Source organism: Aminobacter sp. BE322, from assembly GCF_050433525.1.
Taxonomy (GTDB): Bacteria; Pseudomonadota; Alphaproteobacteria; order Rhizobiales; family Rhizobiaceae; genus Aminobacter.
The window spans coordinates 236,105-255,557 of sequence record NZ_JBNPXB010000005.1 but is presented as its reverse complement, the minus strand read 5'-3'; the positions used below and the strand labels follow the sequence as shown (position 1 = coordinate 255,557).

At 66.8% G+C, this 19,453-nt stretch carries 18 protein-coding genes, 1 tRNA gene and 1 pseudogene; 10 read left to right on the top strand and 10 right to left on the bottom strand.

What is annotated here, in order from left to right; translation table 11 throughout:
* Positions 1–288: 288 nt before the first annotated feature.
* Positions 289–498, bottom strand: a pseudogene (locus J2X50_RS10840) (GIY-YIG nuclease family protein); the annotation flags it as partial.
* A gap of 293 nt (positions 499–791) precedes the next feature.
* Between J2X50_RS10840 and J2X50_RS10835 the strand changes: the two are divergent.
* On the top strand, positions 792–2,438 hold the full coding sequence (locus J2X50_RS10835) for an alpha/beta hydrolase (protein WP_429094686.1): 1,647 nt from the start codon (positions 792–794) through the stop codon (positions 2,436–2,438).
* An 18-nt stretch (positions 2,439–2,456) separates the two neighbouring features.
* Here the strand turns inward: J2X50_RS10835 and ybaK are convergent, their stop codons facing one another.
* From ybaK to tkt, 5 genes are all read right to left on the bottom strand, one after another.
* Entirely contained in the window at positions 2,457–2,930 is a 474-nt protein-coding gene (gene ybaK / locus J2X50_RS10830; protein WP_429094684.1) for a Cys-tRNA(Pro) deacylase, read from the bottom strand.
* A gap of 63 nt (positions 2,931–2,993) precedes the next feature.
* The gene (locus tag J2X50_RS10825) at positions 2,994–3,467 is read right to left on the bottom strand and encodes a VOC family protein (RefSeq protein ID WP_429094782.1); all 474 of its coding nucleotides are present in this window, start codon (positions 3,465–3,467) and stop codon (positions 2,994–2,996) included.
* A gap of 135 nt (positions 3,468–3,602) precedes the next feature.
* A complete protein-coding gene (locus J2X50_RS10820; protein WP_429094682.1) occupies positions 3,603–5,462 on the bottom strand; it encodes a potassium/proton antiporter in 1,860 nt (619 codons plus the stop codon).
* A gap of 303 nt (positions 5,463–5,765) precedes the next feature.
* Positions 5,766–6,776 (bottom strand): type I glyceraldehyde-3-phosphate dehydrogenase, encoded by a 1,011-nt coding sequence (gene gap / locus J2X50_RS10815; RefSeq protein ID WP_429094680.1) that lies wholly within the window; start codon positions 6,774–6,776, stop codon positions 5,766–5,768.
* Positions 6,777–6,799: 23 nt separating this feature from the next.
* The gene (tkt, locus tag J2X50_RS10810) at positions 6,800–8,788 is read right to left on the bottom strand and encodes a transketolase (protein WP_429094678.1); all 1,989 of its coding nucleotides are present in this window, start codon (positions 8,786–8,788) and stop codon (positions 6,800–6,802) included.
* A 285-nt stretch (positions 8,789–9,073) separates the two neighbouring features.
* Here tkt and J2X50_RS10805 point away from each other — a divergent pair, with 285 nt between their 5' ends.
* Positions 9,074–9,346, top strand: coding sequence for a DUF4164 domain-containing protein (locus J2X50_RS10805; protein WP_429094676.1), 273 nt, complete (start codon positions 9,074–9,076; stop codon positions 9,344–9,346).
* 7 nt (positions 9,347–9,353) lie between these two features.
* Entirely contained in the window at positions 9,354–9,716 is a 363-nt protein-coding gene (locus J2X50_RS10800; protein ID WP_429094674.1) for a cell division protein ZapA, read from the top strand.
* 210 nt (positions 9,717–9,926) lie between these two features.
* Here J2X50_RS10800 and rpoH read toward each other — a convergent pair whose 3' ends face one another.
* The gene (gene rpoH, locus J2X50_RS10795; RefSeq protein ID WP_429094673.1) at positions 9,927–10,826 is read right to left on the bottom strand and encodes an RNA polymerase sigma factor RpoH; all 900 of its coding nucleotides are present in this window, start codon (positions 10,824–10,826) and stop codon (positions 9,927–9,929) included.
* 185 nt (positions 10,827–11,011) lie between these two features.
* Positions 11,012–12,040 carry an RluA family pseudouridine synthase gene (locus J2X50_RS10790; RefSeq protein ID WP_429094671.1) on the bottom strand — a complete coding sequence of 343 codons (1,029 nt, stop codon included), beginning with the start codon at positions 12,038–12,040 and terminating at the stop codon, positions 11,012–11,014.
* 25 nt (positions 12,041–12,065) lie between these two features.
* Here J2X50_RS10790 and J2X50_RS10785 point away from each other — a divergent pair, with 25 nt between their 5' ends.
* The 5 genes from J2X50_RS10785 (at position 12,066) to J2X50_RS10765 (ending at position 14,120) form a co-directional block, all read left to right on the top strand.
* Entirely contained in the window at positions 12,066–12,449 is a 384-nt protein-coding gene (locus J2X50_RS10785; RefSeq protein ID WP_347967896.1) for a fimbrial protein, read from the top strand.
* A complete protein-coding gene (locus J2X50_RS10780) occupies positions 12,446–12,856 on the top strand; it encodes a VOC family protein (RefSeq protein WP_429094669.1) in 411 nt (136 codons plus the stop codon). Before J2X50_RS10785 ends, J2X50_RS10780 begins: the two co-directional genes overlap by 4 nt.
* Before the next feature lie 77 nt (positions 12,857–12,933).
* Positions 12,934–13,008 (top strand) — tRNA-Glu (locus tag J2X50_RS10775).
* A 423-nt stretch (positions 13,009–13,431) separates the two neighbouring features.
* Complete coding sequence (locus J2X50_RS10770; protein WP_429094667.1) at positions 13,432–13,779, top strand: hypothetical protein; 348 nt, start codon at positions 13,432–13,434, stop codon at positions 13,777–13,779.
* 212 nt (positions 13,780–13,991) lie between these two features.
* Positions 13,992–14,120, top strand: coding sequence for a hypothetical protein (locus tag J2X50_RS10765; protein WP_429094665.1), 129 nt, complete (start codon positions 13,992–13,994; stop codon positions 14,118–14,120).
* Positions 14,121–14,182: 62 nt separating this feature from the next.
* Here J2X50_RS10765 and J2X50_RS10760 read toward each other — a convergent pair whose 3' ends face one another.
* Complete coding sequence (locus J2X50_RS10760) at positions 14,183–14,566, bottom strand: hypothetical protein (protein ID WP_429094663.1); 384 nt, start codon at positions 14,564–14,566, stop codon at positions 14,183–14,185.
* A 363-nt stretch (positions 14,567–14,929) separates the two neighbouring features.
* A complete protein-coding gene (locus J2X50_RS10755; RefSeq protein ID WP_340037817.1) occupies positions 14,930–15,157 on the bottom strand; it encodes a hypothetical protein in 228 nt (75 codons plus the stop codon).
* 754 nt (positions 15,158–15,911) lie between these two features.
* Here J2X50_RS10755 and J2X50_RS10750 point away from each other — a divergent pair.
* Together J2X50_RS10750 and J2X50_RS10745 are read left to right on the top strand one after the other, a co-directional pair.
* Complete coding sequence (locus tag J2X50_RS10750) at positions 15,912–16,268, top strand: putative quinol monooxygenase (RefSeq protein WP_429094780.1); 357 nt, start codon at positions 15,912–15,914, stop codon at positions 16,266–16,268.
* 120 nt (positions 16,269–16,388) lie between these two features.
* Positions 16,389–19,334 (top strand): response regulator, encoded by a 2,946-nt coding sequence (locus J2X50_RS10745; protein WP_429094661.1) that lies wholly within the window; start codon positions 16,389–16,391, stop codon positions 19,332–19,334.
* Positions 19,335–19,453 lie beyond the last annotated feature (119 nt).

The following is a 19,453-nucleotide window of genomic DNA, read 5'->3' as shown; positions in this document are numbered from 1 at the left end:
TTCGACAGGCTCACCATGAGGGCTACTGAGCCGTCGCTCCCAGTGCCCGCGTGGTTCGACAGGCTCACTATGAGGATTACCGAGGGCGATTGCCCCTGACCGTGCCTCCCGCAGTTGGGCGGTTTCTCAACTGCGTCGCCGGCCTGCGTCTGGGGCACTCCAGAGACCTGAGACGTCGCAGAACCTGGCGCCACCGCCAAAATCTCATGGTGGGCCTGTCGGACCATCGGCGCCATCGTCGTCCACCGGGCGCTTCCACCACGGCACGTACTGAATCTCCTGATGATTTCGCGCGAGCTCCGGCAAGCGCTCGTAGGCAAGTGCGATCAGCGCTTCCTTCTTGGCGCGGGTCCAGCCCTTGATCTGCCGCTCGCGCTCGATTGCCTCGACGAGTAGGTCGTATGTCTCGGTGAACACCAGCTGGACCGGACGACGCCTGGCCGTATAGCCGTCGTGGATGCCTTCGTTGTGTTCCCAGACACGCGCCTCGATCTCCTCTGCCCAGCCAGTACGCGACGGGCGCGCCCCCAAAAGTCCGATGGTGCGACTACCTCACCATGAGGGTGTTGGCGGTGGCGTCAGGACGGTCTTCAGTAGCCCTCATGGTGAGCCTGTCGAACCACGAGGGCGCCAGGCGCTGAAGTCTGCCGGTTCTCAACCCGGGGAACCGCGAAATCACCTAATGGCGGCAGGCGTGCAGGTCCTTCCTTCCCACATTTGGACGCTGTGGCATTGCCTGCGCGCCAAGCCCGAGGCAAGTTGCCCCGGACTGGAAACCGGGGGCAGATGCGGTGCGGAACTGGGCGATCAGATACTGGAACTCGTTCTCGACGACGGGCCTGCTCATCGGCACCCTGTTCTTCGCCTTCTCGCTGACGCCGACGCTGATCCCGCGCAACTATCTCACCCAGGGCGTGCTTTCGGGCTGTTCGGCTGCCGCGGGCTACGGCATCGGCTTCTTCCTGCGCTGGCTGTGGCGCTATCTCGAGCTGCCCGAACTCAAGGCGCGTACGCTGAGCCTCGGCAAGCTGGCCGCCGCCTTCGCCTGCGGTATCGTCGGGCTGATCTTCCTCTGGCGCGCCGCCGAGTGGCAGAACTCGATCCGCCTCGTCATGGGGCTCGACCCTCTCGACACCGCCCACCCGCTCGAAGTCGGCGGCATCGCGCTGATTGCCTTCGTGGTGATCGTGGCGCTTGCCCGGCTGTTCAAGCTGACGCTGGTGTTCATCTCCGAGCGGCTGCGCCGCTACGTGCCGACGCGCGTCTCCTACGTGATCGGCACGGCCATCTCGCTGCTGCTGTTCTGGTCGGTGGCCGACGGGGTGATCTTCCGCTACGCGCTGCGCGCCGCCGACAGCTCGTTCCAGCGGCTCGATGCGCTGATGCCGCCCGAGACCCAGCAGCCCGCCGACCCGGGCAAGACGGGCAGCGCCGGCTCGCTGGTGCACTGGCAGGACCTCGGCCGCATGGGCCGCTCCTACATCGCCAGCGGGCCGACGGCCGCGCAGATCCAGGCCGTCACCGGCCGGCCGGCGAAGGAGCCGATCCGCGTCTATGTCGGGCTGCAGTCGGCGGAGACGCCGCAGCAGCGCGCGCGCCTCGCCTTCGAGGAGCTGAAGCGGGCGGGCGGCTTCGAACGCGCAGCGCTGGTGATCATCACGCCGACGGGCACGGGCTGGGTCGACGAGCAGGGCATCGATCCGGTCGAGTTCCTGCATGACGGCGACATGGCGAGCGTCGCCGCGCAATATTCCTACCTGGCGAGCTGGCTGTCGCTGCTGGTCGAGCCGGGCTACGGCGCCGAGCAGGCGCGCGCCCTGTTCTCCGAGGTCTACGGCTACTGGCGCACCCTGCCCAAGGACAAGCGCCCGAAGCTCTATCTCTACGGCCTCAGCCTCGGCGCGCTGTCCTCCGAGCTTTCCAACGAGTTGTTCGAGGTGCTGGGCGACCCCTATCAGGGCGCGCTGTGGGCGGGGCCGCCTTTCCCCAGCCGGATCTGGAACGCGATCACCGCCGACCGCAATCCCGGCACGCCGGCCTGGCTGCCCGCGTTCCGCGACGGCTCCTACGTCCGCTTCACCGCGCAGAAGAACGCGCTCGCCATGCCGGGTGCGGCCTGGGGGCCGCTGCGCGTCGTCTACCTGCAATATGCCAGCGACCCGATCACCTTCTTCGACCCGCACGCCTTCTACAGCGAGCCGGACTGGATGACGGCGCCGCGCGGCCCCGACGTGTCGCCCGACCTGCGCTGGTATCCGGTCGTCACCTTCCTGCAGCTCCTGCTCGACGTCGCCATGGCGACGACGTCGCCCGTCGGCCACGGCCACGTCTATGCCGCCGAACACTATATCGACGCCTGGCTCGAGGTGACCGGCGTGGACTGGCCCGCCGGCGACGTCGCGCGGCTGAAGCAGCATTTCGTCGACGCGCGCAAGTGAGCTGCGCGTGAGCGAGGATTAGCGGATGAGGTCGGCCGCCTTGGCGCCGAGCGCTGCGATCAGGTCGTCGGGGCGCATGCGGATCTGCAGGCCGCGCTGGCCGCCGTTGAGGAAGATCTCGTCCTCCAGCGTCGCCATCTCCTCGACCGCAGTCTGGACTTGCCTGCGCTGGCCGAAGGGCGAGATGCCGCCGACCTTGTAGCCGGTCAGCCGCTCGGCATCGACCGGCTTCATCATCTGCGCCGACTTGGCGCCGAAGGCGGCCGCGACCTTCTTCATGTTGACCTCCTGGTCGGAGGGCACCACCACGCAGGCCGGCTTGCCGTCGACCTCGACCATCAGCGTCTTGAGCACGATTGCCGGCGACACGCCCATCGCCTCGGCCGCCTGCAGCCCGACCCGCTCGGCGCCGGCGTCGTAGTCATAGGTCGCGAGCGCGAACGGAACGCCGGCCTTGGCGAGCATGAGGGTGGCGGGCGTGGTCCTGGACATGCCCTGTTGTGCAACAGCGCCTCGGCTTTTCGCAAGGGGCGGCGGCGAGTCAAGCCGGGGCCGTCAGCCGCGCCGCGCCGCCTCGATCGCGGCGACGTCGATCTTCTTCATGTCCATCATCGCCTCGAAGGCGCGCTTGGCTTCGCCGCCGCCGACGGCCAGCGCCTCGGTCAGCACGCGCGGCGTGATCTGCCAGGAGATGCCCCATTTGTCCTTGCACCAGCCGCATTCGCTTTCCTCGCCGCCATTGCCGACGATGGCGTTCCAGTAGCGGTCGGTCTCCTCCTGGTCGTCGGTGGCGATCTGGAACGAGAAGGCTTCGTTGTGCTTGAAAATCGGCCCGCCATTGAGGCCGAGGCAGGGGATGCCGGCGACGGTGAATTCGACCGTCAGCACGTCGCCCGCCTTGCCGGAGGGGTAGTCGCCGGGAGCGCGGTGGACGGCATGCACCGCACTGTCGGGAAAGATCTCGGCATAGAAGCGGGCGGCAGCCTCGGCGTCCTTGTCATACCAGAGGCAGATCGTGTTCTTGGCGATGGCCATTTCCTCGTCCTTTCCTCGTTGGAGTCCATTCCCGCCCGGCGCGTTCGCGGTCCGCCCGACGGTTCCGCCACGGACATAGAATGCGCTCGCGCTTCCGGCGTTCCGCCGCAACGCCCGAAACAACGAACCTCAGGCGTCCTCGGACAGGCCTTCGGAGGTGGTTGCGGCCATGTCCTTTGCCGCCGGCGACTTGCGGCGGGCGAAGAAGGCGGCGACGCGATCGCGGATCTCGCCGGCGCTGAGGAAGACGGGAACCGGCGGCGGCGGCGGGGCGGGCTCGACGGACAGGCCGACCGAGACGATGCGGCCCTTCTCGTCGACGTCGCGGACGATCAGGTCGATCAGGCCGAGCGAGACTCGGTCGGCATATTCGACATGGCCGCGCAGCCGCTGGGTGATGAGGTCGGCGATGGTGAGGCCGCGCTCCTCTTCCCTGATCGAGGCGCCGTAGACGGCCTCGAGCTCGCCGGCGAGATGGGTCTGGTCGACGGTGAAGGAGCCGAAGAAATCCTCGTCCTCGGCATCGACCTCGGCGCGGCTGGCAAACAGCCGGTCGAGCAGGCGCGGGTAGCGGTCGGGCACGAAGATGTAGACGTTGTCGCCGGCCATGAGGCGGCCCATGTCCTGGAAGCGCATCGAGCGGCCGTCGCGCACCACAAGCGATGGCCTGGCCCAGCGCGGGATGCGCTGGCCCCTGGCGACCGGGCTGCCGGAAACGACGCGGTAGGCGAGCAGCTCATGGTGGGCGGAGCCGGGCAGTTCGAGCTCGACCTTGTCGAGCGGGCCGTAGCGCTGCGGCACGATCAGGCCGAGGCGGCGGGCGAGCGGGCCGACCGTCCAGCCCTGCACCATCAGCGACGCCAGCACGACGATGAAGGCGATGTTGAAGATGGTGCGGCCATGCTCGAGCCCACCGAGCAGCGGCGTGATGGCGAGCAGGATGGAGACCGCGCCGCGCAGGCCGACCCAGGAGATGAAGGCGGTTTCCTGGCGCGGGATGTTGAACGGGATGAGGCAGAGCCAGACGGCCACCGGGCGGGCGACGAACATCAGGAACAGGCCGAGCACCAGCGCCGCCGGCAGGATCTCCGGAAACTGCGAGGGCGTGGCGAACAGGCCGAGCACCAGGAACATGATGATCTGGGCGAGCCAGGACATGCCGTCCTGGAAGCGCTTGAGGGTCGACACCGCGCGGATGTCGGAGTTGCCGGCCACCAGCCCGGCGAGATAGACGGCGAGGAAGCCCGAGCCGCCGATGGCGCCGGCGGCGGCGAAGACCAGCAGCGACAGCGTCAGCACGAAGATGGGCAAGAGCCCGCGGTCGAGGTTGAGCCGTTCGACCAGCTTGACGATGAGGAAGCCGCCGAGCAGGCCGATGGCCGCGCCCAGGATCATCTGGACGAAGAAGCCGATGACGAGGTCGACGAGCAGAAGGTCGGCGTCGGGCTTGGCGCCGAGCGCGATGATCTCGACCAGGGTGATGGTGAGGAAGATGGCGATCGGGTCGTTGGTGCCGGACTCTATTTCCAGCGTCGAGCGGACGCGTTCGCGCAGGTTGATGTTGCCGGCGCGCAGCAGGAAGAACACGGCGGCCGCATCGGTGGAGGCGACCGCGGCGCCGAGCAGGAAGGATTCGAGCCAACTGAAACCGGTGAGGTAGTAGGCGGCGACGCCGAAGATGAGCGTGGTGATGGCGACGCCGACGGTGGCGAGCGTGAGCGCAGGCATGCCGGCCTGGCGCAGCACGCCGACCGAGGTGCCGAAGCCGGAATCGAACAGGATGACGGCGAGTGCGATCGAGCCGACGAAATAGGCGATGTGGGCATTGTCGAAGACGATGCCGAGGCCATCGACGCCGCTGGCAAGGCCGATGCCGAGGAACAAGAGCAGCAGCGGGGCGCCGAAGCGGAAGGCGATCAGGCTCGAAAAGGCGGCGGCGACGACCAGCGTCGTGCCTACCAGAGTGACAAGATATACCGCCTGTTCCATGCCGACCTGTCCGCGAAGCAGCCCTAGGTCCTCCTCCATTCCCAAGAAATCGAGGAGGAACTAAATTCTTGCTGGAGCATGACCTTGAAAACCGGTTCCCACTTTTCGCTGCGCGGACCTACGCTTCGGGATCATGCTCTCTGCTGGTCAATGGAGAGTGCGGCGAAGACAAGGCCATGCGCAAGCGAGAATGCTTTTTTGCCGGCTGGGCCAAAGATTTTTCTGCGGTGCAGCAAAAACGAAAACGCCCGGCCGGGGCCGGGCGTCGTCACGGGACCGAAACGGTCCGAACATGCGTCGCAATCAGGCGATGGTCTTGCCGAAGGCGACGGCCGTGTCGGCCATGCGGTTCGAGAAGCCCCACTCGTTGTCGTACCAGGACATGACGCGGACGAGGTTGCCGTCGATGACCTTGGTCTGGTCGAGCGCGAAGGTCGACGACGCCGGGTTGTGGTTCAGGTCGATGGAGACCAGCGGTTCGTTGGTGAAGGCGAGGATGCCCTTGAGCGAGCCATTGGCGGCGGCGACGAGCGCTGCGTTGACCTCGTCCACGGTGACCGTCTTCTTGGACACGAACTTGAAGTCAATGACCGAGACGTTGGGGGTCGGCACGCGGATCGAGACGCCGTCGAGCTTGCCCTTGAGCTCCGGCAGCACCAGGCCGACGGCCTTGGCGGCACCGGTCGAGGTCGGGATCATCGACATCGCCGCGGCGCGGGCGCGGTAGAGGTCCTTGTGCATGGTGTCCAGCGTCGGCTGGTCGCCGGTGTAGGCGTGGACCGTGGTCATGAAGCCCTTCTCGATGCCGAAGGCGTCGTTGAGGACCTTGGCGACCGGCGCCAGGCAGTTGGTGGTGCACGAGGCGTTGGAGACGACGACGTGGTCCTTGGTGATCTTGTCGTGGTTGACGCCGTAGACCACCGTCAGGTCGGCGCCGTCGGCCGGGGCCGAGACGAGCACGCGCTTGGCGCCGGCGGCGAGGTGCGCCGAGGCCTTGTCCTTCGAGGTGAAGATGCCGGTGCACTCGAGCGCGATGTCGACGCCGAGTTCCTTCCACGGCAGCTGCGCCGGGTCCTTGATCGCGGTGACCCTGAACTTCTCGGAGCCGATGATGATCTGGTCGCCGTCGACCTTCACGTCGTGCGGGAAGCGGCCGTGCACGCTGTCGTAGCGCAGCAGGTGGGCGTTGGTCTCGACCGGGCCGAGATCGTTGATGGCGACGACGTCGATGTCCTTGCGGCCGGACTCATAGATGGCGCGGACGATGTTGCGGCCGATGCGGCCGAAACCATTGATGGCAACTCTCACGGTCATGTCTGGTTCTCCTGGGGGACGTCTTAAGCCTGAAGCCGGGCCTTGGCCGCCTCGGCGGCGGCCTCGGCGGTGATGCCGAAATGCTTGTAGAGGTCTTCGATCGGGGCGCTGGCGCCGAAGCCGTGCATGCCGATGAAGATGCCGTCGGTGCCGATGAAGCTGTCCCAGCCCATGCGGATGCCGGCTTCGATCGCGACCTTGACCTTGGCGTTGCCGATCATCGCCTTGCGGTACTCGGCGCTCTGCTTCTCGAACAGCTCGAAGGCGGGAACCGAAACCACGCGGGTCGGATGGCCGGCGGCCTGAAGCTGCTTGCGGGCCTCGAGCGCGATCTCGACTTCCGAACCGGTGGCGAAGATGGTGACCTTGGCTTCGCCGTCGGCGGTGGCCAGCTCATAGGCGCCGTAGCCGCAGAGGTTCTCCTCGACGAACTCGGTGCGCACCGCCGGCAAATTCTGGCGGGTGAGCGCCAGCGTCGAGGGCGCGGCGCGGTTTTCGAGCGTCAGCTGCCAGCATTCGGCGGCTTCGGTCGCATCCGCCGGGCGGAAGACGATGTGGTTGGGGATGGCGCGCAGCGCGGCGAGGTGCTCGACGGGCTGGTGGGTCGGGCCGTCCTCGCCGAGGCCGATCGAATCGTGGGTCATGACGAAGCCGACGCGGATGCCCATCAGCGAGGCGAGGCGCATCGCCGGGCGGGCATAGTCGGAGAAGGTCAGGAAGGTGCCGGAGTAGGGGATGACGCCGCCATGCAGCGCCATGCCGTTCATCGCGGCCGCCATGCCGTGCTCGCGGATGCCGTAGTGGACGAAGCGCTGGCCATAGTCGCCGGCCGAGATCGGCTTGGTCTGGCTGGTCTTGGTGTTGTTCGAGCCGGTGAGGTCGGCCGAGCCGCCGATGGTCTCGGGCACGACGCCGTTGATGACCTCAAGCGCCATTTCCGACGACTTGCGGGTGGCGACCTTCGGCTTCTCGGCGGCGAGCTTCTTCTTGTACTCGGCGATCGCGGCGTCGAAGCCGGCCGGCAGGTCGCCGCGCATGCGGCGCTCGAACTCGGCACGGATTTCGGTGCCGGCCTCGGCGAGGCGGCCTTCCCATTCCTTGCGCTTCCGGGCCGAGTTGAGGCCCGCCAGGCGCCAGGCATCGAGGATGTCGGACGGCACCTCGAATGCCGGGTATTCCCAGCCGAGCGCCTTGCGGGTGGCGTCGATCTCGGCGGCGCCGAGCGGCGAACCGTGGACCTTGTTGGTGCCGGCCTTGGACGGCGCGCCGAAACCGATGGTGGTCTTGGCCGAGATCAGCGTCGGGCGGTCGGAACGCTTGGCTGCCTCGATGGCGCCGGCGATCGCCTCGGGGTCATGTCCGTCGATGGCGAGCGTGTTCCAGCCGGAGGCGGCGAAGCGGGCGAGCTGGTCGGTCGAGTCGGCCAGCGAGATCGGGCCGTCGATGGAGATGTTGTTGTTGTCCCAGAAGACGATCAGCTTGTTGAGCTTGAGGTGGCCGGCAAAGGACAGCGCCTCCTGCGAGATGCCTTCCATCAGGCAGCCGTCGCCGGCGAGCACGTAGGTGTAGTGGTCGACCAGCGCGTCGCCGAACTGGGCGTTGAGGATGCGCTCGGCGAGCGCCATGCCCACGGCGTTGGCGAGACCCTGGCCGAGCGGGCCGGTGGTCGTCTCGATGCCGGAGGCGTGGCCGTATTCGGGGTGGCCGGCGGTCTTCGAGCCGAGCTGGCGGAAGCGCTTGAGCTCGTCGAGCGTCATGTCCTCGTAGCCCGACAGGTAGAGCAGCGAGTAGAGCAGCATCGAGCCGTGGCCGGCCGACAGCACGAAGCGGTCGCGGTCGTGCCAGTGCGGGTTGGCCGGATCGTACTTCAGGAAGCGGGTGTAGAGCACGGTCGCGATGTCGGCGGCGCCCATCGGCAGGCCGGGGTGGCCGGAATTGGCCTTCTCGACCGCATCCATCGAAAGAAAGCGGATCGCGTTGGCCATCCGGTCGTGTTTTTCGCGCGAGGACATCGTCTCTCCCATAACCCGAGAAAAATGGGGCGGCGGAGGCCCCGGAAAGGTGGGCGACACATAGCAGGCACAGGGCTTGAGTCAACAAATCGGTGCGTTTTCGCCTCCTTATTGCGGCGCCAGGTCACGCCGTCGCCGCCTTCCGAGCGCCGGGCAAAGATCGTTAGCGGGGGAAAGGCCAAACAGCTTTGTTGACGCCCCGTTCAACCGGTGCCTAATGTTTCAGTCATAACGCGTTCTGAAACGTGCGCGATTCGGTGATGGGCGAGGGTCCATACGGGAACCATGACCGGGGAAACGACACTCAAGGAAGTCATTGGCCGGCTCGGAAGGGCAATCGACGCGCTGGAAGGTGCGGTCGGCGCGCGCCTGGATCAAGAGCAGGACTACGGCGAAGCCGAGGCCGAGGTCCAGCGCATGAATGCCGACCGCGCGCGACTGGCGCAGGAACTCGACAATTCCGAGGCCAGGGCCGAGCGGCTCGAAGAGGCCAACAAGGAAGTCTCGCGGCGACTGGTGACGGCGATGGAGACGATCCGCGCCGTCCTGGACAGGTAGGGTGGAGATGGCGCAAGTCACGGTCACCATCGACGGCAAGCAATACCGCATGGCCTGCGACGAAGGGCAGGAAGATCACCTGATCGATCTCGCCAGCCGGTTCGACCGCTATGTCATGCATCTCAAGGACTCGTTCGGCGAGATCGGCGACCAGCGGCTGACGGTGATGGCCGGCATCATGGTGATGGACGAGCTCAACGAGCTGCAGAAGCGCGTCAAGGGCATGGAGACCGAGGTGCTGACGCTGCGCAAGACGCGCGACGACGCCCTGATCAAGGCCGACAAGAACGATTCCGCGCTGATCGGGGCGCTCGGCGTGCTGGCCCAGCGCATGGAAGACCTGGCGGTGAAGCTGACGAGCAAGGCCTGAGCGCAGCACTGACGCCGCGGACGTAGAGCGTTTCCGCTTTTCTTCGAGTCGCGGAAACGTTCTATCTCTTTGTTTTGACGCAATTCCGGACGGAAAACCGCTGCGCACTTTTCCTGGAATTGCTCTGGCTGCCGGCATCCGGCGGTAAGGCCGAAATGCAAAACGCGCCGGCAAGCCGGCGCGTTTCTCGTTTCCTACGGAGGCCCGTGGTCAGGCGTCGATGGTGCGCAGCGCCTGGGCCTGCTTCTTGGCGGCCGCCTTGACCGCGTCCTGCACCTTCTCGAAGGCGCGGACCTCGATCTGGCGGACGCGCTCGCGGCTGATGTCGAACTCGGCCGACAGTTCCTCGAGCGTCAGCGGTTCCTCGGCGAGGCGACGAGCCTCGAAGATGCGCTTCTCGCGGTCGTTGAGCACCGACATGGCGCTCGCCAGCATGCCGCGGCGATTTTCGAGCTCGTCCTGCTCGATCAGCATCTCTTCCTGGCTGTCGTGGTCGTCGACGAGCCAGTCCTGCCACTCGCCGGACTCGCCCTCGGTGGCGCGGATCGGCGCATTCAGCGAGGCGTCGCCCGACAGGCGGCGGTTCATCGACACCACCTCTGCCTCGGAGACGTTGAGCCGGGTGGCGATCTCGGCGATCTGCTCGGGCTTGAGGTCGCCGTCGTCGAGCGCCTGGATCTTGCCCTTGACCTTGCGCAGGTTGAAGAACAGGCGCTTCTGGTTGGCGGTGGTGCCCATCTTGACCAGGCTCCACGAGCGCAGGATGTACTCCTGGATCGAGGCCTTGATCCACCACATGGCATAGGTGGCCAGCCGGAAGCCGCGCTCCGGCTCGAACTTCTTGACGGCCTGCATGAGGCCGACATTGCCTTCCGAGATCACCTCGCCGATGGGCAGGCCATAGCCGCGGTAGCCCATGGCGATCTTGGCCACGAGGCGCAGGTGGCTGGTGACGAGCTTGTGCGCGGCAGTGGTGTCTTCATGCTCATTGTACCGCTTGGCGAGCATGTACTCTTCCTGCGGCTGAAGCATCGGAAAGCGGCGGATTTCTTCCAGGTAGCGGCTGAGGCCGCCTTCACCGGAAACGATACTGGGTAGTGACTGGGCCATAAAGCGCCCTCCCTCTCTGCGAGAATTGCTCCCTGATCCAGGCGAGCAGGTGGCGCGACTGCCGAACGCCTATCGCGCCAAGGGTTCTATACAGGAACAAAACCGGAAAAGACAGCTTTTGTTCAACGCGAAACAGTGTGTCACGCCAAAGTGAACAATGCCAGTCAACTTTCCTGATCGTGCCTTCAGAGATTCCGAAAGCCCTCGACCAGCTCCCGCATGTCGCGAGGCAGCGGGGCCTCGAACCGCATCAACAGGTGGGTGGCAGGGTGGCGGAATGCAAGGAGGCGGGCATGCAGCGCCTGGCGCGGGAAGGCCTTGACGGCGGACCGCAGCGGCTCGGGCAGGCGGTTCGACTTGGTGCGGAAGGCCTGGCCGTAGTCGGGGTCGCCGACGACGGGGTGGCCGATATGGGCCATGTGCACGCGGATCTGGTGGGTGCGGCCGGTCTCCAGCCGGCATTCGACCAGGCTGGCGGTGGTGAACTCGGCCTGATCCCCGCCGAAGCGCTCCTCGACGGCGTAGTGGGTGACGGCATGGCGGGCGTCGTCGCGGTGCTCGGGCACGACGGCGCGGCGGACGCGGTCGGCGTGGCGGCCGAGCGGGGCGTCGATGGTGCCGGTCATGCGCGGCAGGATTCCCCACACGAGCGCCGAATAGGCGCGCTCGAGGTCGCCGGTGCGGCCGTGGTCGGCGAAGGCCTCGGACAGGGACTTGTGGGCGCGATCGGTCTTGGCGACGACCATGACGCCTGACGTCTCCTTATCGAGGCGGTGGACGATGCCGGGCCGCCTGACGCCGCCGATGCCGGAGAGGCTGTCGCCGCAATGGTGGATCAGCGCGTTGACCAGCGTGCCGCTCCAGTTGCCGGCGCCGGGATGGACGACGAGGCCGGCCGGCTTGTCGATGACGATCAGTTCGTCGTCCTCGAACAGGATGGTGAGGGGGATGTCCTCGCCTTGCGGTTCGGCGGCCTCGGGCTCCGGCATCTCGACGGCGATCTCGTCGCCCGGCGCGAGCTTGCGCTTGGCTTCGTCCACCGGCCTGCCGGCGACACGCACTGCGCCCTGCTTGATCAGCGCCTGGACGCGGCTGCGCGACAGGTCGGGGGCGAGCCGCGCGGCCAGCCACTGGTCGAGGCGCTGGCCTGCGGCATCGGAGTCGGCCGTCAGCACTATCAATGTGCCTGCCTCTTCGCTATCTGATGCGCTCATTGCAAATATTCCGGATGTTTTGCCCATGGCCGGCCCATATCACGACGAAGAAGACGAAAAGCCGCTCGATCCCGCAGTGGAGCGCGTGCGCAGGAAGCTCGTCCGCTTTGCCGTCATCAATATCGGGCTGCTGCTGGTGGCCGTTATGGCCGTCGCCGGCGCGCTTGTCTACAAATCGCGCACGGCGCAGACGGCGACGCCGGTGATCGGCGGCGACATACCGACGCCGGCCGGCGGGCCGCTGACCGGCGACATCGTCCTGCCCGCCGGCGCCAGGATCGTGTCGCAGGCGATCTCGGGCGGCCGCCTCTCGCTCGACGCGGAACTCGCCGACGGCAGCCGCACCATCTTCGTCTACGACATGGCCGAACGACGGATCATCGGCCAGTTCGCCGTCAAGGCGCAGTGAGCGCCTTTGCCGCCCCGGGCCGGCGTGTCGCCACCGTCGCGGTGGTCGTCGCCGACTATGACGAGGCGACCGCCTGGTACACGGAAAAGCTCGGCTTCGGGCTCGTCGAGGACGTCGATCTCGGCCATGGCAAGCGCTGGGTGACGGTCGAGCCCGGCGGAGGGCAGGGCGCGCGGCTGCTGCTCGCCAAGGCGGACGGCGACAGGCAGGCGGCGAGCATCGGCAACCAGACCGGCGGCCGCGTCTTCCTGTTCCTCGAAACCGACGATTTTGCCCGCGACCATGCGCTGATGACCGAAAGGGGCGTGAGGTTCCGGGAAGCGCCGCGCCGCGAGGCCTACGGCACCGTCGCCGTCTTCGCCGATCTCTACGGCAACCTGTGGGATCTGATCCAGCCGAAACGCTGAACTGTGCGCGGCTGCAAATAACCGCGGCGGGGCTGTTGCTTTTTCGGAAACGCCCGACTATATCGCGGCTCTCGGCTGCGCCCATCGTCTAGCGGTCAGGACGGCGCCCTCTCACGGCGCAAACAGGGGTTCGATTCCCCTTGGGCGTACCAACTTCCCGAATTCATTTGGATTTTTGCCCGAACCCAGCGTTTGTGGTGGGCGGTAGGCGGCCGACGTCGAATGCGCCGCCCAAAAACAGAACGGCCGGTCGCGGGGTTTGCACCCACGACCGGATCCGCCATGGCCAGCACCTGTTGCGGGAGTTGCGGCGCCCTTCGAAAGCGCTGGCTTGCGATCCCCAGGATCACGCCCGCATGGTGCCAGACAGGACGGCCGGGCGCTATCGCGATGGCGGTCTAGTTCCTTCGAGCTATGGACGTCCTCCGGGGCATCCGCTGCCGATCCGAACGCGGGCGGTTGAACACGGCCGCTGCAGATGCGACAAGGGCGGCGGAACGGGGACATCAACGATCCGACCGCAGGACACCCACGCCGACGCATCCGGCGCTCGCGACTGGCGGGCGGCCTTGTTGATGCGCGCGCTGACGGCGCTGCTTTTCTGGGCGCTGGTGCTGCTGCCGAGCCTCGCGCCTTCGCCGCTGCCCACGGCCGTTCCCTATGGCCAGCAGGCCGGCTTCTCGGACGGCAATGTGCTTCCGGTCCTGGCCAATCCCGATCGCGGCCTCAGCGCCATTCGCAATTCCGGCCCGCAGCAGGAGCCCAAGGCGACCGGAAACGGCGGCAAGGCGCTCTACGCCGCCGCGGCGTGGGACAACGCGCTGCGGCTAGCGCGGCTGGCGGTTGCGCCGCCGCGCGACGGCGCGGCGCCCGACGCCGGCTTCGACGCCTTTTCGGCGCGCGCCCCTCCGGCCGAGGTCTAGATCGGCGGGCATTCCGACGAATGCAATCCCGCCGCTCCAGCTGTTCTTCCTAGCCGCTTCTGTGCGACGCCGGACGATCCCGTCTGGCTGCCAAATGTTGGAGAGGACAGGCTTTTCATCGACGTCTGCGCCGTGGCTGGCGTTCGAGCGCTACCGCGCATCGAACCGGGCCGCGCGGCCGTCTCCAGACCTTTTGCCGACAAGGGAATATCATGAGCAACAATCAGACCGCCCAGGCCAAGGCCGCTGCCGCCGGATACAGGGAAGCCCTCAAGGGGTGGATCGTCATACTGGTGCTGGTGGCCGTGGTGCTGACCTCCGCCTATCTCTATACCCATTGACCTGAGACCGGCCCCGCCGCGCGATGCGGCGGGGGCGCCTCGCCGCGGTTAGGCCCGCCGGTTCAGGGGGCGTTCGCCGGGAGTTTTCTCGAAAACTCGAGGCCGTCGACCATCAGCACGCCAGGATCGGGTGCCGCGGCGATGCGGTCGACGCCGTCGCTGCAGGAGAAGACCGGCCAGCCGGCATCCGTGCAGAAGATCTCGACGAACCAGTTGCCGAGACGGTCGGTGAGGCTGATCCGCAACGAACCGTCGCGCAGGCGGCGGATGTGCGAGCCGTTGGCCGCGGTCCATGTCCACGGGCCGCCATAGGGCGGCCGGTCGACGAGGATGAAGGGATAGGACTGCGGCTCGAGGCCCTCGTATTCCGCCGCCGTCCGATAGCGCATCATCGTGGTGACATAGTCGGCGGCGATCCGCGGCCAGCGCCCGTAAAGTGCCGCCACGCCGTGCTGACCTGGGGAGACGAGCAGCGAACGGCCGCGGTGCGCTCGGCGCCCTCGGCCGGCGCTCCGGCGGCAAGAGCGGCAACGATCGCGACGACCATCGTTGCGAGCCGATCCATCTGTCGCCCCTGCCGGCCTTGCCGGTGATTCCCGTGGACTGACGTGCGGCATTGTCGGTCCTGCGGCGGGGATCGTCCATCCCGGCGACGCAACGTGCACGACAATTATCGGGGATTCCGCAGCGCCGGCAACGGGCAGCCTGCCCGGAAACGGACCCGGCCGCGGGCCGATGGGGCTTGCAAGCATGAGAGCCGGAGACGGTCGCCTCCGGCTGTCATGCCTTGATCGGTGGAAGGGAAGGGGTCAGGCCGCTGTCTTCGCCCTGAAGCGCGGCACGCTGGCCAGGAGCATGCCTTCGTCGCGCACACCGGACCGATAGAGGGAGATCAATGTCCTGGCAATTTCGGTTGCCCACACGGAACTCGGGTCCTCGCCGCGGTCGATGCAGATCTGGTCGAACACGCGCTGGATGAGGTTGAGGTCAGCGGGATAAATCGGGGAGTTAGGCCGGGTGAAAAGTACGTGCTCCATAGTCTTCTCCCAAGGGGTTACCTGGTTATCTGCCTTTCGGTATGCGCCTGCACGTATCAATAGAAGGCTGCACCGCGCGCTCGATTGCGCGTCGTCTCGGAGACCAGGCGTCCTACGCCGCCGCGCCGATCCTCCGATCGGGCGACGTCGCGAGAGCCGTTACGCATATGTCGAGATGAGCCGGGATTGTCAGGCCGTCCGTTTCGAGGACAACACGGGCCATAGCCGATTGCATCGACCTGCCTCCCAATCGCGACGGTTGCATGGTGCCGCTTTTCTATTTCCAGGCGAAGATTGCTCCACAACCGCTCGGATGTCGAGTCACCCTGGGTTGTATTCAATTGTTGGAAACCCAGCATTTCTGCGTCCAGGGCCTGCCGCGGGGCAGGCGACAGGCCCTGGCGAGCGCGGCTGAAAGGAACAAAGACCACGCTCGGCTGCGCCTGAGGTGAACTCCGCAGCCGGGCCATGGTTCCATCGCCGGAGGCGGGAAAAATCCAATTCGGCGGCGCCTCTTCACCGATCGTTCACCATCGCTCCCGCACCATCCCTTTGCGCAGTGTATCGAGTGCGCGTCTTCGGCAACGCCCGGCGGGTGCACAACCCTTCAGCCCGCCGGTGCGTTGCGAGACCTTCCAGCCTTTTCATTCTTTCCGCCTTGTCATAGCCTCATCCGGAGGCGCAGGGCGAGGCTGCGCACCCAACGGGCGGATCGACCGCCGGTTCGAGCAGAAGGGAACCGCGCTTGTCTGAAATGACCATCATCGTCGAGTTCGAGACGCTGGACGGGGCCGAAGAACAGTTCATCGACCTGATCTCGGAACATGCGCGGGCGACGCTGCAGGAGGAGCCGGGCTGCCTGCGTTTCGAGGTGATCAAGCCGGTGGAGCGCGACGGCACGCCGATCGCCAACAAGGTGATGGTCAACGAGCTCTATGCCGACGAGGCGGCGGTCGCCGCCCACGAGCGCAATCCGCGCATGCCAGACGTGCAGGCCTCGATCTCGCCGCTGCTGAAATCGCGCCGGCTGATCATGGCCGCCTCGCTGATCCTCAAGGAGCCCAATGGCGGAATGAGGCCCGAGGAACTCAACGCCGCCAACGACGACTGACGGCGGCAAGCCGGCTTGCGGTCCAAATTAAGGTTAATCGATCGTTAGTGCTTCTGCGGCATGGTTGCCGCGGCGGTGTGCGGAGGAGCGCGCCCGCCCTTGCATGCAGGGCAGACGGGGATGCGGAAAGACCTTGGGCCGGACGGCGACGTGCCGGCGGACGAGCGGGCCGGCGGCCCGACGGGAACGAACGGCCGGCCCGTTGCAGCGGACGGCCATGAGGTGAACCTGCCTCACGCCGACCTCGAGCGCACCATCGAATCCATGACGATGGGCGTCGTGCTGGTCGACGGCGACCTCAAGGTGCAGTTCATCAACCGGGCATTCTACGGCATCTGGAAGGTGACCCAAGAACAGGTTGCCCTGGGCTGCCGGTTCCGCGCGCTGATGGACATCAACCGCCATAACGGCGTCTACGACATCGCCGACGGCGAATGGGAGGCCTATGTCGCCCGTCGCGAGGACGAAATCCGCGCCGGCGACGTGGCGCCGCGCGAGTTCCGCCGCGCCGACGGCTACACGATGATCTATTCGGTGACAGCGCTTTCCGGCGGCAAGCGCCTGGTTTCCTACTACGACGTCAGCGAGATGAAGCGGCGCGAGACGGAAGCCGAGGAGGCGCGGCGGCGGCTGGCCGAGGTGCTGGAATCGCTGCCGGCCGGCGTCGTCATCTACGACCGCCACGACCGTTTCGTGCTCGCCAACCGGAAGCTGAAACAGGCGCTGCCGGCGCTGGCCCCGGCCATGGTGGAGGGCAGCTCGCTGCGCGAGAGCCTGCTTCTGGCGCAACGCCACGGCTACTACCGCGACACCGGCGACGCGGCGCTGGACGGCCTCTACGACGCCGACCCGGAGGCCTGGGTCGAGGGCATGGCGGGCCGCTACCACGCCACCCAGACGGTGCGCGAAAGGCGCAACCCGGACGGCCGCTGGTACCAGATCTTCGACCAGAGGCTGGCGGACGGAACCTTCATCGGCGTCCGCGTCGACATCACCGAGCTCAAGCAGCGCGAGCGCGCGCTGCAGGACAGCATGCGCGAGAACGAGGTGTTCCGCAGCCTGATCGACAACGTGCCGGTGTCGATCTACGCCAAGCGCGACGATCTCAGACTCATGTATGTCAACCAGGGATGGTGCGAGCTCACCGGCCATTCCAAGGAAGAGGCGATCGGCAGGACGGACGCCGAAATCTTCGGCCCCGAGGGCGAGGCCTTCATGGAGGCCGACCGCAAGGTGATGCGGACGGGCTCCACCCTCGAGATCGAGGAGACGGCGACACAGCCAGACGGCTCGACCCGCCACCAGTTCGCCCGCAAGAGCGCGATGATGGCCTCCGACGGCTCGCTCTACCTGATCGGCTCGACCACCAACATCACCGAGCTCAAGCAGCGCGAACGGGAGCTGGAGGAGGCTCAGCGAAGGGCCGTGCTCGCCGACCGCGCCAAGTCGGAATTCCTCGCCAACATGAGCCACGAGATCCGCACGCCGATGAACGGCGTGCTCGGCATGGCCGAACTGCTGGCGAAATCCGACCTCGACCCCAAGCAGCGCGCCTTCACCGACATCATCGTCAAGTCGGGCAATGCGCTGCTCACCATCATCAACGACATCCTCGATTTCTCGAAGATCGATGCCGGGCAGCTGGTGCTCGACCCCACGCCCTTCAACCTGTCGGAAGCGGTCGAGGACGTGGCGACGCTGATGTCGACGCGCGCCAAGGAGAAGGATCTCGAGCTGATCGTGCGCATGCAGCCCGACCTGCGGCACTGCTATGTCGGCGATGTCGGGCGCATCAGGCAGATCATCACCAACCTCATCGGCAATGCGGTGAAGTTCACCGATTCCGGCCATGTGCTGGTGGACGTGACCGGCAGCAGCGAAGACGACCGGACCAGGCTGCGCATCGCCGTCGCCGACACCGGCATCGGCATCCCCGAAAGCAAGCTCAAGCTGGTGTTCGAGAAGTTCAGCCAGGTCGATTCCTCGTCGACGCGCCGGCACGAGGGCACGGGGCTGGGCCTCGCCATCACCTCGCGGCTGGTCGAGATGATGGGCGGGCAGATGGGCGTGGAGAGCATCGAGGGTGCGGGCTCCACCTTCTGGTTCTCGCTGGTGCTGCCCGATGCGCCGGAGATCGAATCGCGTCCGGCGGCGCTCATCGACGTCAGCGGGGCGCGGGTGCTGATCGTCGACGACAACGCCGTCAACCGGACCATCCTGTCCGAGCAGATGGCGTCGTGGGGCTTCGACAGCTGCGCGGCGCGCAGCGGCGACGAGGGCCTGCGGGTGCTCGATGCGGCGCATGAGCGGGGCATCAAGGTCGATTGCGTGGTGCTCGACTACCAGATGCCGAGCATGACCGGGGCCGAGATGGCGCGCATCGTGCGGCGCATGCCGGGGCTCGCCGAGACGCCGATCGTCATGCTGACCTCGGTCGACCAGTCGCTGTCCGGGCCGGGTTACAACGACCTCGCCATCGACGCGCAATTGATCAAGCCGGCGCGGTCCTCGGCGCTGCTCGAGGCGCTGGTGGCGACCATACAGCGCCGCAGGGGGGCGAGGTTCACGCCGGTCGAGGCCGCCGCGGCCACGCTGCCGGCGAAGGAAGCGGCTGCTCCCGCGGCCAATGTGAAGCGGCTGCGCCATGGCCAGCGGCCGGCCGGCGAGGACGGGCTCGACATCCTCGTGGCCGAGGACAACGAGGTGAACCAGCTGGTGTTCAGCCAGATCCTGGCGGAGACCAACCTGAGCTTCGAGATCGTCGGCAACGGCCGCCGCGCCGTCGCCGCCTATGGCGAGCGCCGGCCCCGCCTCATCCTGATGGACGTGTCGATGCCGGAGATGAACGGGCTCGAGGCAACGGGCGAGATCCGCAGGCTGGAGCAGGGCACAGGCGTCCGCGTGCCGATCATCGGCGTGACGGCGCACGCGCTGAAGGGCGACAAGGAGCGCTGCCTCGAAGCCGGCATGGACGACTACCTGCCCAAGCCGATCAGCCCGCGGGCGCTGCTCGAAAAGATCGAACGCTGGTCGTGGCAGGACGAGGAACGCCGCGGCGCGGTGTGAGCCGGCCCTGGGCCCCGGCGAGCCCAAGCTGTGGAAATGTGACGGAATGGGATGCGAAACGGCTGCCTGCCTTTAGGTAGGCGGCTTGCATTCGTGCGCCGTCTGTAGTTTGCCTCGCG